The sequence below is a fragment of the Chryseobacterium sp. HMWF035 genome (assembly GCF_003094695.1).
Lineage (GTDB): Bacteria > Bacteroidota > Bacteroidia > Flavobacteriales > Weeksellaceae > Chryseobacterium > Chryseobacterium gambrini.
In genome coordinates this window covers 77,880-94,352 of record NZ_QEHP01000098.1, presented here as the reverse complement: position 1 = coordinate 94,352, position 16,473 = coordinate 77,880, and the positions used below count along the sequence as shown (strand labels likewise).

General features: G+C 38.3%; 9 protein-coding genes. All 9 read right to left on the bottom strand.

What is annotated here, in order from left to right:
- Window positions 1-51: 51 nt before the first annotated feature.
- Complete coding sequence (locus DD829_RS15115) at window positions 52-2,670, bottom strand: triple tyrosine motif-containing protein (protein WP_165796664.1); 2,619 nt, start codon at window positions 2,668-2,670, stop codon at window positions 52-54.
- 158 nt (window positions 2,671-2,828) lie between these two features.
- Window positions 2,829-4,409: a T9SS type A sorting domain-containing protein gene (locus tag DD829_RS15110; protein ID WP_108410461.1), complete on the bottom strand. Its 1,581-nt coding sequence runs from the start codon at window positions 4,407-4,409 to the stop codon at window positions 2,829-2,831.
- An 86-nt stretch (window positions 4,410-4,495) separates the two neighbouring features.
- Window positions 4,496-6,196, bottom strand: coding sequence for a family 16 glycosylhydrolase (locus DD829_RS23695; protein ID WP_165814870.1), 1,701 nt, complete (start codon window positions 6,194-6,196; stop codon window positions 4,496-4,498).
- A gap of 34 nt (window positions 6,197-6,230) precedes the next feature.
- Window positions 6,231-6,446, bottom strand: a complete 216-nt coding sequence (locus tag DD829_RS23990; RefSeq protein WP_108409651.1) for a hypothetical protein — start codon at window positions 6,444-6,446, stop codon at window positions 6,231-6,233.
- 4 nt (window positions 6,447-6,450) lie between these two features.
- Window positions 6,451-7,347 carry a glycosyl hydrolase family 17 protein gene (locus DD829_RS15095; protein ID WP_108409650.1) on the bottom strand — a complete coding sequence of 299 codons (897 nt, stop codon included), beginning with the start codon at window positions 7,345-7,347 and terminating at the stop codon, window positions 6,451-6,453.
- 80 nt (window positions 7,348-7,427) lie between these two features.
- The gene (locus DD829_RS15090) at window positions 7,428-9,791 is read right to left on the bottom strand and encodes an MFS transporter (RefSeq protein WP_108409649.1); all 2,364 of its coding nucleotides are present in this window, start codon (window positions 9,789-9,791) and stop codon (window positions 7,428-7,430) included.
- A gap of 21 nt (window positions 9,792-9,812) precedes the next feature.
- A complete protein-coding gene (locus tag DD829_RS15085) occupies window positions 9,813-11,297 on the bottom strand; it encodes a glycoside hydrolase family 30 protein (protein WP_108409648.1) in 1,485 nt (494 codons plus the stop codon).
- Window positions 11,298-11,433: 136 nt separating this feature from the next.
- Window positions 11,434-12,645: a glycosyl hydrolase family 17 protein gene (locus tag DD829_RS15080; RefSeq protein WP_228408214.1), complete on the bottom strand. Its 1,212-nt coding sequence runs from the start codon at window positions 12,643-12,645 to the stop codon at window positions 11,434-11,436.
- A gap of 325 nt (window positions 12,646-12,970) precedes the next feature.
- The gene (locus DD829_RS15075; RefSeq protein WP_108409646.1) at window positions 12,971-16,393 is read right to left on the bottom strand and encodes a hypothetical protein; all 3,423 of its coding nucleotides are present in this window, start codon (window positions 16,391-16,393) and stop codon (window positions 12,971-12,973) included.
- Between the last annotated feature and the right edge of the window lie 80 nt (window positions 16,394-16,473).

The window sequence follows — 16,473 nt, the reverse complement described above, 5'->3', positions numbered from 1 at the left end:
GATTGTAAATAAAATTACGGGACGTAGATAAATGGATTTTTCTTAGAAAAACTATTCAAAATTATTCAGAAAATCAAACAGATCATCTTCCGGTTTCAGCCCGAGTTTTTTTCTCAGTCTGGATCGGCTTACATTGATACTGGAAGGCAATACCTGAAAAATATCTGCCATTTCTTTAGAATTCAGCCCAATTTTAAGGTAAGCGCATAAACGCAGATCGTATATGGAAAGATTGGGAAATTTCTTCCTCATTGCCTTGAAAAACTCCTGATGAAGTTCATCCATCTGGATTTCGAATGTATGATCGTCTGTTTCCAGATAGGTTTTCAGGGTTCTGCGGATTTCTCCGAGTCTTATTTTAGAAATATTCGGATTATTTTCTATTTCAAGTATTTTTTCATTAATGGTAGAAAGAAGGCGGTTTTTATCTTCATCTTCTTTGGCTTTGGTGGCAAGTTCTATGGTTTTGTTTTTGATCTCTTCTTTGAGGTTATTTTTCTCATTTTCAAGCTGTCGCTGTTTTTCAAAAAACATTTCCTGTCTGTGCTTTTCTGCCTGTTCGCGAAGTGCATTCTGCTCTTTTTTCAGAAGTTCCAGTTTTTGTTTTTTCAGTTTGTTTTCCTGATATTTTTTAAGGAAGTAAAAAAAGCCCGCTATCATAAGAAGATAAGCTGCATAACTATACAGGCTTCTGTACCAAGGCGGATTGATTCTAAAGGTAAATGTTTTTACGTCAGATATCTGGTTTCCGATTTTAGCTTTTACCAAAAAACTGTATGTCCCTTCTTTGAGACCAAGAAATTCTATTTTATTTTCAGAATTCCAAACAGACCAGTCTTTTGAAAATCCATCCAGAAAATACTGATACTCCACTCCTTCTTCGTTGGGAAGCGAAAATACAAAACGGAGATTATTGAACCGGTAAGGAAGCTTTTGATTTTCTTCCAGATCAAAATTTCCCATATTGTTAAACATCTGTGCCTTCGTGAAAATAAGCCGGGAACTGAACCTGTTCTTATCCTGAAAATTCAGTTTTTCCAGCGCAAAACCGTTGTATATAGGGAAAAAGTTATATTCCGCAGATAATTTTTGGGGAATATAAAATCCGGGAAGTTTACCGTTAATAACCGGAAGCTGGACTTTTTCAGAAGCAGGAAAAAATTTATTGTTCTGATGATTGAAATCATACTGTTCTGATGAAGTAAATATTTTTATTTTCTCCTTGATTTTGTAAAGATGCGGCAAGTTTCCTTTAAAATTACTGTCGGGAAAAATCTGACGGTTAACCGCATTAAAATTGGCATCGACAGTTGTCCGCAGAATACCGTAATTAGGGATGTTAATCCATATCGTATGATCATTTTCCACTTCAATCTGGCTTACCGCTCCTACAATTAAATTCATTTTTTTAATGAATTTGAGTGTATTGTTTTCTTTTTTGTAAACGAAAATTCCCGAATAGTTTCCTGTTAAAATATAATCTTTCCTGAAAGGGGTAATTGCAGAAACACCATATTCGTTGTTGATTTTTTTTAAACTATTTTTCTCCAGAATAAAAAGTCCTTTATCATGACCGCAATACAGATTTCCGTCGATATTTCTCAGCGACCAGACCTGTCCTTCGGATCCCTCTACCATTCGTAAAAAATTACCGGATCCCGGATTTCCCATTTCATTCCAGTCTGCAAAATACAGCCCCTGATTAGAACCTAAAAAGAAAATATGATCTTTGAACGCTGCCGTATATCCTGTTCCAAAATCATCATCCTTACTGTAAAAATAAGTAATGTCATTTTTAATATCCACAGAAGAGATTCCATAATCCAGACCCAGCCACAGTTTGCCGCTTTTCTGGTAATTCATGCACAAAACAGTATTGTTGGGTAATCCTTTGCTTTTGTTAATGTGCTGAATGATTTTTCCGTTCAGATCCGTAATGTATATTCCGTCCAGTATGGTTCCGAAAGCGTAATACTGCGTTCCCAAATTAATAAAACTGAAAACCTTGCTCCTGATCAGCATTGAAGAAACTTCAAGGTGAAGCGTGGTAAGTCTTCCGTTATTCCATTCAAAAATTCCTTTATCTTTAGTAATGATCCGTAGAGAATTTCCGTTAAAAAAAACACCGCTTACATCCAAAGAGCTGTTATCTGGATAAGAAAACAGGAGTTTCAGCTGTACTCCGTCGTACTCAAAAAGTCCTTTTTTTTCATCGGCAAGAAACAATCTTCCGTTGACGAAGAAACTATTGGAAAATCTGGACTGTGCAGAAATTTTGGTAAGCTTTTTATATGAAGAAATATAAATGTTTTGATGAGATACAAAAACCATCTGATTTTTAATCTGATACGTTCCCCAAAACTCTTCATTCACCCCACCTATTTTCTTTCTGAAAGGATACAGTGAAGTAAAGCTGAATTTTCTGAATTTATTTTTCTTCCAGACTCCGAAATCCATATCTGCTCCTGCATAAATGGTAGAATCATTGGCAACATATAAAGATCTTGTATAGCCACGGTAACTTTTAAAATGTCCCCATGTTTTACCGTCAAACTCCAGAAGTCCGTCTTCGGAAGCCATGTAGATCATGCCGTTTTTTGCAGATTTAATATCCCAGATTTTACCGTGATTTCCGTAGCTCTCGGGCAGATAATTTTGCACAAAGGGCATCCCTTTTTCCAAAATGCTCTGTGCATTAGAAAAAAAACTCAGGAACAATAAAAAGTAAACAAAAAAGTGTTTCAGCATTTTACTCAAATATAGATAAAATTTAAGAAAAAAACGTCCGTTTTACCAACGGACGTCTAATTATTTATTTATGGTTTTAATTATTTCACAATAACTTTAGAAGACTGAACTTCCCCTTTATCTGTCGTGGTTTTCAAAATATACATTCCTTTGGCAAATCCTTGTGTGGATATGGTGTTTGAGTTTTCACTCTTTACTTTTTGTCCCGACAAAGTATACACTTCGATGGTTTTCACTTTACTTTCTGCCGTAATTGTTTCACCGACATTCGCAGGATTAGGATAAACTCTCAAGCTTTTGGAAACTGTAGCCTCATTGGTTCCCAATACTGTAGCTTTATGAAAATAGAGATTATCAAAATAAACCGTTCCGATATTGGAAGTAATCACGAACTGGGCGATATCATTTCTTGCAGCATTATTCGTCCAGCTGCTCAACGGAACATCGATAGAAAGCCATTGCCCTTTTACCAAAGCCGGTGTACTTCCTGTATTGAGCGGAAGTTCCAGTGCAGAAACCTCTCCCGAAGTTCCTCCCCATTGTGAAAGTTTGAGATTGAATACTTTTCCTACCATATCCACACTATTGTCGATCCAGATATCCATATGGAAATGGGTGAAATTAGTTGCATTGATATGATGTCCGGCTCCGCTGAAATCCACTCCCAGGAAATTAGTGAAAATAATTTTTTTAGTATCATTTCCCGATACCTGAATGTCCGAAATACTGGAATCGTCCCAAACCGCAGACCATGCATCAATAGGAATATTGGCATAAGCATTACTGAACATGGAAATAACGTCTGTCGCAGCTCTCGCAGGAGGAATTGGCGCAGCAACATTAGGTCCTGAAACCACATAATTTACCGTGTATGTTTTGGTTACCAATCCGTTTTGTGAGGTTACCAGAACAGTTGCCGTACCCGGAATTGCCGATGACTGGGTAATGACTTTTGTTGCGCTTGCATTGGTGGTTGTAGCAGCAGTAATTTGCGGAACCGCCGTTGTACCCTGCGGATATTCCAATGTATAGGAAAGAATCGCAGAACTGAACCCTGAAACAGTGGTTCCGTTTACTTTTAAATCGCTTAAAGTAGCATCTGCCGCCGGATTTACGGGATTTTTCCAGAAATAGATGTTATCTAAATAAATATTAGATGGATTTGTTCCTGACTGTCCGTCAAATTTTAGCTGAAAAACAGAATTCCAGGTCATTCCCGTAAATGCAGATTTTGGCAAATCCACACTGCTCCATCCTGCATTCGTAAGAGGAACATTCACCAAAAATTCACTGGCGCCCGTTCCATTGTTGATAGGCGAAACTTTAAGAACAGCTCCTGCGGTGTTTGTCCATACATCAATATGAAGATATTCCATAGAAGCTGCATTTTGAGTAGTAAGTTCGGTTCCCTGATAATTGAAATTGGTATAAGCCAATATATTATTTCCGGAACCAGAAACAGCTACAAAGTTAGGGTTTACAGTTACCGGAGGATTTTGTCCCCAATAAGGACTGTAATTAGTAGCTACATTCGTATACGCATCACTGAATATAGAAATCACATCCGCGGCAGCTTTTGTAGGTGTCGGTGCATTAGTGGTTGGCTGAGAAAAGCCAAAACTAAATGCCAAAAGCATTAGAAAAAGAGATAAATTTTTCATCTTTATAAAGTTTTAAAAATTAGTATTATTGTTGATCTTTAATTTTCAGAAATGATATTCTTAAAAATCGCGAATCGTTTTTTGTCTTATTTTTTTACGATTTTATACGTATTGGCTCCTTTGGAATTTTCAATTCTGATTAAATAAGTACCTGCTGTAAAGGAACTAAAATCTAAATCCAAAGTCGTCGCCACATTTTTTTCAAAAAGTTTCTTCCCTGAAAAATCATAAAGTGTAACCGTATTTTTGTTTTCAGGTAATTTCAGATTCAGTATATTTTCAACAGGATTGGGATAAAGCAGTTCTTTGGCTTTTAAAAAATCTGTAACTCCCAGAGAAATACACGCATCACCAACTACGTAAGAATAATATTTGGTCACCGACATTCCTCCTGCGTAGGCAAACTTCACCGCATAATTAATTGTAGAACCCGCGGTTTGTCCTGTAATGGTACTCGAAAATTTCTTCCCAGAAACATTGGTCATTGGTGTTTCGCCAAATGGAGTTTGTTTCCATAAATAGGCAACAACACCCATTTTATCGGTGTCTAACAATTCGAAAGTAATTTTCACATCGGTTCCGATGGTTTGGAAACCGTATTTGTACCCCGTAGAAAATGCGCCTTGTGAAGCCAGAGTAGATGTTCCGTTGCAAGCCGTGTTGATATTGGAAAGTGTGGTTGCATTCAGCGTGATAGGATTATTGACCGCGGTATTTCCTGCTGCATCGCTCGCTGAAATGGTAAACGTATAATTAGTCGATGGACTCAACCCTGAAACGATTTCTGATTTTTGAATACCCGAAGTTCCGTAAACCGTTTGTGTAGCTCCACCCGAAATTTGATAGGTAATCGCTCCAAAATTATCCGTCGCATTTAGTAATAATTCTACGGAATCACTGGTTACTGCTCCAACAGTTGCGGTAAAATTGGTTGGTGCAACCGTGTCTGGAGTGGTGTTTTGATAGACTCTTACATAATCAATAATCATCGAAGCATTGGTAAATGTGGAAGGAATAGTTCCTGCAACACCGCCCATTGCAATATTAAGCAGCAGATACTGTTCTTTATCAAAAGGCCAGGTTGATGCATTTTTTACTGATGGATTATAGGTGTAATACGCTACTCCGTCCAGCAAAAATGTAATTTGATTCGGCGACCAGTTCATCGAATAAATGTGGTAATTGGCGGTAATATCCGATGAAGCCAACATTCCGCCATGGTTGACAGAATTTCCTGACGAAGACGGTGTATGCAACGTACTCTGAATAAAATTTTCAGGAGCAGAAGGGAAAATTCCGTATTCCATCATATCGATTTCTCCGCAAGCCGGCCAATTGGTATTTCCGTAAGTGGAAGCGAAATAACCACCCGGTTCATTCACATTTTTTCCTAAAAGCCAGATTGCAGGCCATGTTCCCTGATTTTTCGGAACTTTTGCCCGAACGTCTATTCTGCCGTATTTAAAGGCAAATTTTGAATTTAATCTTGCCGAAGTATAATTTTTGGTAAATCCTTGATCTGTAAATACTTCTTTTTTGGCGACAATATTCAGTTCACCGTTGTTGGCGAAAGAATTGGTGATGAGATTGGTGTAATGTTGTTGCTCATTATTGTACCATCCTCCTGTTGTAGGCAGTTGAGTTTGATGAAACCATTTGGTATTGTCAACAGCCCCGTTGGTGGAAAATTCGTCGGACCAGACCAAATCATTGTACACGACATCGACCTGCGCCAAATAGAGTGTACTGAAAAGGAATAGAACGATATGGTGTAATTTTTTGATCATAACTTTTTTTAAATTTTAGATTATAGATTTTAAATTATAGATTAACACGTCTATATTTTTTAATCTCAAATTTCTCGCAGCCCGACTTGAGCGGAAATCCTTTTCTTTTCCGTTGCCTTCGACTTCGCTCAGGCAACGGAAAAGAAAAAAGCGGGAACCCTTCGACAGGCTTAGGATAAACTTCAGGCGAATTAAGCTGCTCAAAAAATTTCCAGCTTCCAGCTTCCATCATCCAACTTCCATCTTCCATCTCCTTAATACTTCAACTTTTCATATTTGTCCCAGATTCCCCAATGTGCGCCGACTTCACCTTCGGGACCGACTTTCCAGGATTCATCAAAAGAGGAAAAATAAAAACAGTCGATTTCCTCATCCATACACCACAATTGGGTGTTGATGAAATAATCCAGTGCATTTTTTTCTGATGGAAAAGCGCCTTTTAGTTCTTCTCCTTTGCTTGGCCAACCGGTTTCGGAGATGATGACTGGTTTTCCATTGGCTGCCTGTTTTGCCTGCTCATACATCTGCTTCATATAATTGAGCGAATTTTCGGCGGGACAGCTTTCCCAAAACGGATAACAGTTTGCCAAAATAACATCGCAAGCATCGGTAATTCTTGGTTTTATGGTGAATTCGTAATAGGCATCTACGTAACCTACCGGAATTTCGGGGATTTCTTTTTTTACGTGATTAATGAAATCCAATAACTCGTCTTCTGACAAATCTTTTCTGTACATCACTTCGTTTCCGACTGCTGCAATGTCTACAAAACCTTCTTTTGCAAGTTTTATCAATCCTTCCACTTCTCTTTCGTTGATTTCGGGATCGTTTCCGAGCCACGCTCCGACCAAGGTTTTCATTCCAAATTCTTTGGCAATTTTCGGGATGTGTTCGTTGCCTTCGGTGCAGGAAAACGAGCGAACCCACGAAGTGTGCGGCTTCAGGATTTCCATTCTTCGGCGAACCTGTTCTTCGGAAATGATGTCGCCGGGTTTTTGTCCGTCTTCATATAAACTGAAACAAAAGCCGTGAACGCCGTTGTACAGAATTTCTCTGAACAAATCTTTTTTTTCGGTTTCGGTTTTTCCTTTGATGTAATTATCCTGATTTTGCTTGGGTAAGGATAAATACAGCTCTGCTCTGTATGACATATTCTAAAGATTATTGTTGTGATGAATGATAAGTGATGATTTAGTCTAATATCTCTTGTCTTTTAGTCTCGTGTCTATTTTCAAAATTTGAATTTTTCATTGGCATCCCACAATCCCCACGAAGTTCCTGCCCAACCTTCGTAATGGATTTTCCACGATTCGTCGAAAGAAGAGAAATAAAACAGGTTGATTTGCTCTTTTGATGCCCATTTCTGAGCTTCGATGTAGTATCTCATCAGATGTTCGGGAGATGGTTCTGCATGTTGTACCGCTTCACCTTTACTCGGCCAACCGGTTTCTGCAATGATGATTTCTTTTCCGCCCGCGATTTTTTGGGTTTGATGATACATTTCCTGCAAATACATTCCGGCGTGTTCTATGGATGCGCCTTCCCAGAAAGGATAACAATTGATTAAAATTATATCACTTGCAGAAATTAATTTCGGGTGATTGATGATTTCGTAATACACATCAATATACGTTACAGGAACATTCAGCGTTTGATTTTTAACTTGTTCAATGTAACCGAGTAAAGTTTCTTCGTTTTGGTCGCCACGGAAAAGCACTTCATTTCCAACGGCGGCGATATCGACATTTCCTTCTTTGATCAATTGAATTAAAGACTGAATTTCCTGTTGGTTTTCGGTTTCATCTTTGCCAATCCAGGCTCCCATTAATATTTTGAAGCCCATTTCTTTGGCGATTTTCGGGATATTTTCGTGTCCGTGGGTGGAAGAAAATACTCTGATCCATTGCGTATGAGGTTTTAATACTTCGAGGCGTTTTCTGATCTGTTCTTCGGTGATGAAGTCTCCCGGAAATTGTTTTTCGGTAAAGACGCTGAAACAAATTCCGCTCATTCCTGCTTTGAAAACCGTTGAAAATTCGGTTTTTATACTTTCAATATGGGTGTCATCGACCGTCGGGAAATAATATTGCGGGAATTTCTGTTGCAATTGCGCTCTGGAAAGTCCGGCAAGGTTCATTCCTTCTAAAACATTATTTGCACCGTATCCTGAAGGTTTTGGGGCTTTTCTTTTTTCTAACAAATCTCTTACTTCTCTGGCTTTGGCTTCATCTACATCATAATTTTTCATGGTCCAAATGGCAGTCAAAGTTCCAAGAATCGGAATTCCAACAAAGAAAATTCTTAACCAAAACATCGTTTCATCGGTTTGTGTAGCGGCATTGGATTGAAAAGCGACCAGAGAAAGAATCATCCCACTTAATAATCCCGCAACAGCGGTTCCGAATTTTACCATCCACCAATAAATAGCGCCTAAACTCCCTTCTCTTCTTTTTCCTGTGTTGAGTTCATCAATATCGATCACATCAGAAGTCATGGACATCATTAAGGTAAACAAACTCCCGATTCCGAAGGAGAAAAACGGCAACGCAAACAAAAACAGATACGGTTTGCCCGGAACGAAAAGTAAATACAGTAAAATATAACCGACGATTGAAATGCCCTGAGAAACCAAAAATGCTTTCTTCTTCCCCATTAGTTTCGACATTCTTGCCACGATAGGAATGACTGCAACGGTTGTAATAATTGCGCCTACACTCCCGAATAAAGTGGGCCATAATCCAAATCCCTCTTCATTTCCTTTGAACAAATAATATTTGATGATGAAGTAGGAAAATCCGGCTGTAGTCTGAAATGCATTAAATATTAAAAAAGTAGCAATACATATTTTTCTGAACGGTTTAATTTCTACCGAAGCTTTCAATCCTTCTTTTATTTCGCCGAAACTTCCTAAAATTCCTTTCAAATCAATCGGGCTATAGTTTTCGTGGAGTGTCGATTTGCTTGGAATAAAAAATGCCGGAATTGCCGCTAAAATGGCACAACCAATAGCAACATAAACCGCCAAAGTTCTCACCGCAACATCACTGGATGGAAATAAGGACTGATCTGCCATGATTACCCAAAACCAAGGTGCAACCACCCAAGCTAATTGACCAATGAGCTGAGAAGTCGCCATAATATTGGTACGCTCATGGAAATCGTCGCTCATTTCGTAACCCATTGCTACATAAGGAATACTGAAGATGGTTAATCCTGAATAAAAAATAAGTGAAACCACCAAAAAGTACCAAAAATTGTACGTAACGCCATTTTCAGCATACAACTGCCACATCAAAGCAAACGAAATCCCTAAAATAATAGCTCCTGCTAAAACATACTGTCTTCTTCTTCCCCATTTCGATTTGGTATTATCGCTTACATATCCCATAATCAAATCAAACAAAGCATCATAAAACTTGGGAATAAAGTAGGTTAAGCCTAACAAAAATCCGCTAAAGCCGAGTTTCTCTACCAATACAACGGTGAAAATACCGATCATTGCAGGAAACATCTGGTTCGCCAACATTCCCAACCCAAAAGCGACCTTTTGACCGATTGGAACTTTATTCGCTGATTTTTTGATTTGATCTGCCATTTTTCTTGTGTGTTTTTTTAATTAAAAAGTTAAATGAACCGTTTGCAATGCTTTTGCACTGATGCGAACCGGAATTTTTTGATTTTCTAAGGAAATTTCGATATTTTTTGCCTGTTCCGATGGATTGAAAACCACTACGGCAACCGAACCGTCAGGATTTTTAGCGGCTGTAATTTTTAAATCGGAATCGGGATTTTCAAATCCAATTCTTACCGCTTCGGGACGAATAAATTTGCTGAAATGCGCCATCGTGTAGTATAAAGGCGTTACATACACTTCGTCTTTTTCAGGATCTACCAAAATCGGAGCGCCACACCAGTTTTTAAACCAGTTCGGACCGCCGTTTTTATCCAAAACCATATTCCAATCGATCCAGCCATCAACCTGATTGTTCAAGCAACCGATGATGTCTCCTGCGTAACGGAAAACCGGAACGTATTTCGGATGCAGATATTTTTCTTCTTCTTTCGCCCAGTCAAATCCCCAATCTGTTGCTTCTGCGCTCCAGTACCACGAATCATCTTTCCATTTCGGAATATCGCCGTCTATGCAGGCTTCGGTTTGAATTAAGTGTTTTGACGGATTTTTCTGATGCGCGTATTGCAGCTCGTCTTCAAAAATTTTATAGGTGCTGTCGTACCAATGAATGGCTGTTCCTGCGAAATATTTGGAAGATTTTTCGGAGCGGTACATTTCGTCTACCCAGTTTTTAAGTTCAGAACGGTTTTGGTCGTAGCCGAAAATTTTTACGTTTCCGTAGCCGTCTTTTTCTAATTTCGGACCTAAGAAATTTTCCACGAAATCGGTCATTTCTTTTGGGGTAAACAAAATACTTTCCCAGTTTCCGCCGTTTCCATGGGGTTCGTTGATTACGGTAATTCCCCAGATCGGAATGCCCAGTTTTTTATATTCGGTTAAATATTTTGAAAAATAGAGTGCAAACGTTTCGTTATATTGTGGCAATAGTTTTCCGTTGATCCACGCATTGTTATCTTTCATCCAAGGTGGTGAAGTCCACGGTGAAGCCAGTATTTTAAACCCGTTTTTTGAAATTTTCTGCGCTTCTTTAATCATCGGAACCAAATCGTTCATATCTTCCTGTACCGAAAAATGTTTCAGTTCTTTATCGTCTGCAACCGGAGCGTAGGTGTAATGTTTCAGAGAAAAATCGCAGGAAGCAATCGTGGTTCTGGTTAAAGAATAATTGGCTCCATCTTCCCCAAAATACATTTGCAATACTTTTTCCCGGTTTGCCTTGCTTAATTTGTTGAGCAAATACGCAGAACTTTCGGTAAAAGCACCGCCAAATCCCGTAATTTTTTGGAATTTCTGTTCGGGATTGAGTTTAATTTTAACTGAATTTTCAACAGGCTTTACCGCATCAATTTTGGTTAATTGATTTCCGCTTGCCGAGGTTTCGTAGATGTCTGTCTTCCACGATTTTTGAGATTGACAACTCATTATCAAACTGGTTATTAAGGCGATATGTAGGATTTTTGTTTTCATATTTTTGGATTTTTTTTCCAAATGTTTTTTTATCTCGCTGATTGTACAGATTTCGCAGATTAAAAAAGTTTAAATAAATTTGCCCAATTAGCTAAATCTGCGATAGCATTACCTTTTTGAATCATCTGAAAAATCATCATTTCGTTTCCAACAATTGTTTTTCAAATTCCCTATGTGGTGGCATTTCCACACTGTCCAACAATCGTTTCAGATTTCCGTTAAAGGTTTTCTGAATGGTGTTTCCGTCCCGTTTTAGTTTTTTAAAAGCGCCTTCATCCACCAAATTCCAAACCGCATATTTTGCATTTCCATCTACGGTAAACAATCCGAAATGATTTTCCGAACCGCCTGAATTTCCGGCATCTTTCCAAGGTTCATCAAACGCTTCAAAATAGAAACAAGAAATTCCCGCTTCATTTGTCCAATCCCTCATTTTGTGATAGAAAATTCCGGCTTTGTATTCGTCAACTGCTTTAGAATCATTGCTTCCGTACAACTCATTGGAAAATGTTGCCCAACCGGTTTCGCCAATGTGAACGGGTTTTTCTACGCCCAAACTTTGCATATATTTTTTTACAGAATTGTACTGCGATTTTGCATAATTCACAGAGCGATTCATCGCCAAATCCAATTGTTTTTCTTTGGAAAACTGAAATTCATCTTCTGAAATCCCCCAAAAAAACGGGTTGTAATGGGTGTCGTGCATCGGATAGGTGTGCATCGAAATATAATCGACTGCTTTGATTAACTCATTGAGGTCTTTCGTGTGATATTCTTTATCACCACCGCCCCAACTTGCAAAATTGTCGGAACTGGTAATCCATAAATCTTTCGGCAATTCTCCTTTTTTCTTTAAATCCTGTAAATGATTCACCCATTTCAAAATCACGGAAGGCTGCACGTAATACGCCGTTGCCCATTTTACCATCGCTTCGTTTCCTACGGCAATGACTTTGATGATTTCCGGATATTCGTTCGCCAATTCTACCGCGTGTGCAATTTCAGAGGCGTTTCTTTCGCTTTCTTCGTTGTGATTCGGTTCAAAACCTGTCCACGCATTTTTACAGTCGATCCACGCTCCGAGCATCACGTACATTTCAAATTCAGGATTTTCCTGACGCAATTCTTTAATCGCTTTCAGCACATTTACGGCTTCCGGAAGATGTACATTATACGTTCTGATGATTTTCACACCCATCGCCGAAAGAATTTTCATATCTTCTTTCAACTGCGAAACGGTAGGCTGCACTCTTCTGGAATTGGTTCTGTAACCGCCGTAAGACATTGCTAAATAATTGGGATTTCCCAAAATTTCGGCTGCGTTTTTATGTTTGATTGTGTTTTGCATACTGTTACATGACATTAAATAGGTCAAAATAAGAATTGGTATTACACGGAATAATTTCATTAATCATTGAAATTTTTTCATTGTTGCCCGATAAAAAGAATCTTCACCTCGACCATTTAAATGTTTATGAGATAGATTAACAGGCCGCTCCTACGGAGCTTTGCATTCACGCTTCCATTTTCTATTAACAGTACGCTCCTAAAGGAGCTGTATTAAGTCCCATCGGGACTTACTGTTAATAGGAAATTTGTATTCTTCGGTAAAAAGCTCCGTAGGAGCGACCTGTTAATTACATTTTTTTATCAGACAATAATTATTTTTTTCGTTATTTCAATTGTTCTTTTCTAATTTTCACTTTAATCAAAGAGATTTTTCCGTTTCTTTTGAAGATGTTTGCGGAGTCTTCTTGATTGATGGTTAAACTGTTATCTATTTTTGCTTCGCATTGTTCATTAAAAATTTCTACGCTTTCGGTTTCCGAAATTTCATAGATCACAGGAACTTCACACTTGGTAAAAAACAAGGAATTTTCGGGTAATTTCAGTGATGAAGCATTGGATTTCACATCAAAATATTCGATGGTTTTTTCTTCGGTTAAGAACTCTTCTTTTCTTAGTAAATCGGGTTTAAACTGCAATTGTCCGTCTTTTACTACGATTCCCAATTCTCCGAAACGGCTTAGTAAATCTTCTTTTACCTGTCCCGTCATTCCCGGTTGCTGTGCGCCTTTTCCAAATGGAGTGTGCGAATAGGCATCGGTTGGAAATGCGCCGTACAATTCGGGAGATTTGTGAACGCCGATTCCTTCGTTGATTTCGTAGAAATGTTCCAGTAATCTTCCCATCGTTTCTGGTGAAGCATTTTCATTGATGGCTTTTTGGCAAACTTCCATTACGGCTAACAATAATTTGGAAACCATATGCCAATAAATTGAGCCTAAACCTTCGTAACCGTAGAACGTTCCGCTTCTTCCGGTAAATTCTTTATGGTTAAAAACTTCTTCAAAAATTCCAAAAATCAAGGCTTTTTCCTGATTTTCAACCTTTAAATCATCTAAAGCTGATTCTAAATCGCCTGCATTTTTGAAATTTCCATTAAAATGATAATTTCCTAGCACATCTTTTTCGATGATCTGCGTGTTTTTTTCGGAAACCAATTTTTGAAGCAATACTGATTGCTGAACCAAATTTTCCGGAATGCTGTTTCTTTCTAAAAAGCCTTTCAATTGCTTGTTAGGATACAACAAATAGCTGTATTGATCTGGGCGGAACAAAGCCGAATTTTTCAATGCGTCCAAAACTTTTAAGGCTTCTTCGGAAGTCAGAAATTGGGAACTCAACACGGCAACCTGTCCTTCCAGCATTTCGCTGAGATACGAAACCGCCACCGATTTTTCGTTAGAAGTCATCAAATTATAGGCGTGATACAAACCGTCTTTTCTTTCGTTGGCTTTGATGGAATGTTCCAAAAACTGCAACGAAAGGTTGGTAAATCGTTGTAAACCTTCCAAAGAAACGGTTCGTTTTTTACCCCAAAACCCTTTCTGATACACGTGATTTCGGTATTCCGAAGCGGCTTCTCCGAATACATCGAGGATTTTTTTGCGGTCTTCGTTGCTGATATTTCCTTCCAACAAATGAAGATTTTCCTGAAAACCTTCTCGTATTTTTTTGTAAAAATCGACCAGTTCGCTGGAAATTTGTACGTTTTCCAAAGCCGAATTTTCAAAAACAGCCTGGAAAAATTCCATCATTCTTCGCAGATAATACAGCGTGACCATCGAAACACCGTTTCCAACCAAAGCGTTGTTGGCATCGTTCCATTCCGGACGCTGCGTGTTCATCCAGATGCCGCCTTCTAAAATGAAATTGGATAATTTAGCGAGAACGGTTGCCAATATTTTTTCGGTGAAATTCACCTTTAAAACGCCTCCGTTTTCGTCACAGAGCAAAGCACCGTCTGCGCCGATTTCTTTTCTTCTTTCGTGAATTGTTGAATCCAAATCGAAATCAAAATCAATGGTATCTTTCGGATTTTTCAGGATTTCGGTGTAGGATTTTATTTTGTACGGAACATTTGCATACACGAAATATTCTTTGTCTAAAAGTGTTTCTAAAGAATTTGGGAAATAATTTTCGGCAAATTCTAAAAACTTCAACAGATAAATAATCTGATGATCGCCCCAATAACCAATATAGCTCCAAGGATCGTCGGCTTCAATGGTTTCCCAATCGAAACCGTCTTTGGTTACCCGATACGGATTGTACCCGTCAAAAGTTGTGGCATTCAGGAATTTGAAAATCATTCCCTCGATAAAATACGGATAGGAATGCGCCAAAGCTTCCCAATTTTGGAAAATGTCTCTCCAGTTTCCTTCGTAATCGAGGATTTTAGAACCATCGATTTCACTTCTGGTGTTGATGGAAAATTTGTTCCACGGACGAGAAGGATCTCCGTGACGACGGGAAAATTTGAGCGGTAAATATTCTTTAGCCAATCTTATTAAATTGGCATCTTCTGTATTTTTTAACGATTCATTTAATTCAAAAAGACTAAATTTTTCTGGAAGATTATTTAAAATTTCTTTTGAATGATTGAATATTTTTTGATTCGCTTTTTCTAAATATTTGGAAAAATCCCACTTTTCGATGGTGTAATTGTCATCAAAAATTCCGCCACGCATTATGTTGAACAACGTGTTGGAAAAATGACGGCTGTCTCGCAGATCGTCGTTCGTAAACTGCAATCCATCGGCAGAAGCGACTAGTTTTTTGAGATTTTTAGTGCCTAAATCAATATCTTTTTGGATGTTTTCGGCAAGATTTTTTTCGTTTTTAATGCGTTCTATCCAACCGATTACATTGGATTGAGACTGATTAACATTGGCGATAAACCACCATTCTTTCTCATCATTTGTGTTTAATTCTAATTCCTGCTGAATAAAATAGGCTCCTTTTTCGCCTTTAATGTCATTTTCCTGTGTTATTTTTTCACCTTTTCTGAAATTTCTCAACTGAAGTGAAGACAGCAAATACGTTGGATTTTCTGTTCCGATGGAGAAAACGGTGTTTGCTTTCAAGGCTTCACTTGGTTCTGCTTTATCCACGATAATAGCACTTAATGCGAAAATTCCGAGTCCGGATGTTGCGTCGAGTTCGGTGCGTTTGTAGGCATCACCCAAATTGCTGACACGGTTTTGCAAATCGCTTCCGATTCCGTAGGGTAAAATGTTTTGCAATCCGTCTAAAACAGTAACGTTTTGATTTTCGGAAGCTAAATTTTTGATGGTTGATTTTTTGATGAACCCAAATTCGCTACTATTGTTCCATTCGTAGGAAAAAGCGAGTGCCAAATCGTGGTTGATTTCTTCAAAAATAATCTTGTTCCCGAATTCGTTTTTATAGACATTTCTCGTGGTGCGAAATTGCGCTTCATTGCGAACGGAAAAAGATTCCCAAATGATTATTTCTCCGTTTTTACGAACCTGAACCATCGTTTTGCTTCCGGTAATTTCTGCCGATTCGGTGATTTTATCATCGGTGTAATACGGAAAAAGGGCAAATTCAGAATTTTTTCTACCTGCGGAAAGTCCGCCATTGCTGGACACGAACATCCAATGATTGGAGTCGCTGACGATGGTCATAAAAAACGGACGCAACGATTCTGCATCGGAGATTTTAAAAAAAACTTCGTGGTTGATTTTTACAGTTTCTAAAGAGGATTCGATATGGGAAATCGTGGATTGCATTAATGTAATTTTGATGAATTATTTTTTAAAATTGGTTTGTAAAGCCCTTCCGAAGGAAAAATTTCCTTCGTTGAAATGTT

Excerpts from the sequence above, each read along its gene's own strand:
- DD829_RS15090 (WP_108409649.1), bottom strand. The coding sequence starts at position 9,791 with ATGGCAGATCAAATCAAAAAATCAGCGAATAAAGTTCCAATCGGTCAA.
- DD829_RS23695 (WP_165814870.1), bottom strand. The coding sequence starts at position 6,196 with ATGATCAAAAAATTACACCATATCGTTCTATTCCTTTTCAGTACACTC.
- DD829_RS15110 (WP_108410461.1), bottom strand. The coding sequence starts at position 4,409 with ATGAAAAATTTATCTCTTTTTCTAATGCTTTTGGCATTTAGTTTTGGC.
- DD829_RS23990 (WP_108409651.1), bottom strand. The coding sequence starts at position 6,446 with ATGGAAGATGGAAGTTGGATGATGGAAGCTGGAAGCTGGAAATTTTTT.
- DD829_RS15080 (WP_228408214.1), bottom strand. The coding sequence starts at position 12,645 with ATGCAAAACACAATCAAACATAAAAACGCAGCCGAAATTTTGGGAAAT.
- DD829_RS15095 (WP_108409650.1), bottom strand. The coding sequence starts at position 7,347 with ATGTCATACAGAGCAGAGCTGTATTTATCCTTACCCAAGCAAAATCAG.
- DD829_RS15085 (WP_108409648.1), bottom strand. The coding sequence starts at position 11,297 with ATGAAAACAAAAATCCTACATATCGCCTTAATAACCAGTTTGATAATG.
- DD829_RS15115 (WP_165796664.1), bottom strand. The coding sequence starts at position 2,670 with ATGCCCTTTGTGCAAAATTATCTGCCCGAGAGCTACGGAAATCACGGT.
- DD829_RS15075 (WP_108409646.1), bottom strand. The coding sequence starts at position 16,393 with ATGCAATCCACGATTTCCCATATCGAATCCTCTTTAGAAACTGTAAAA.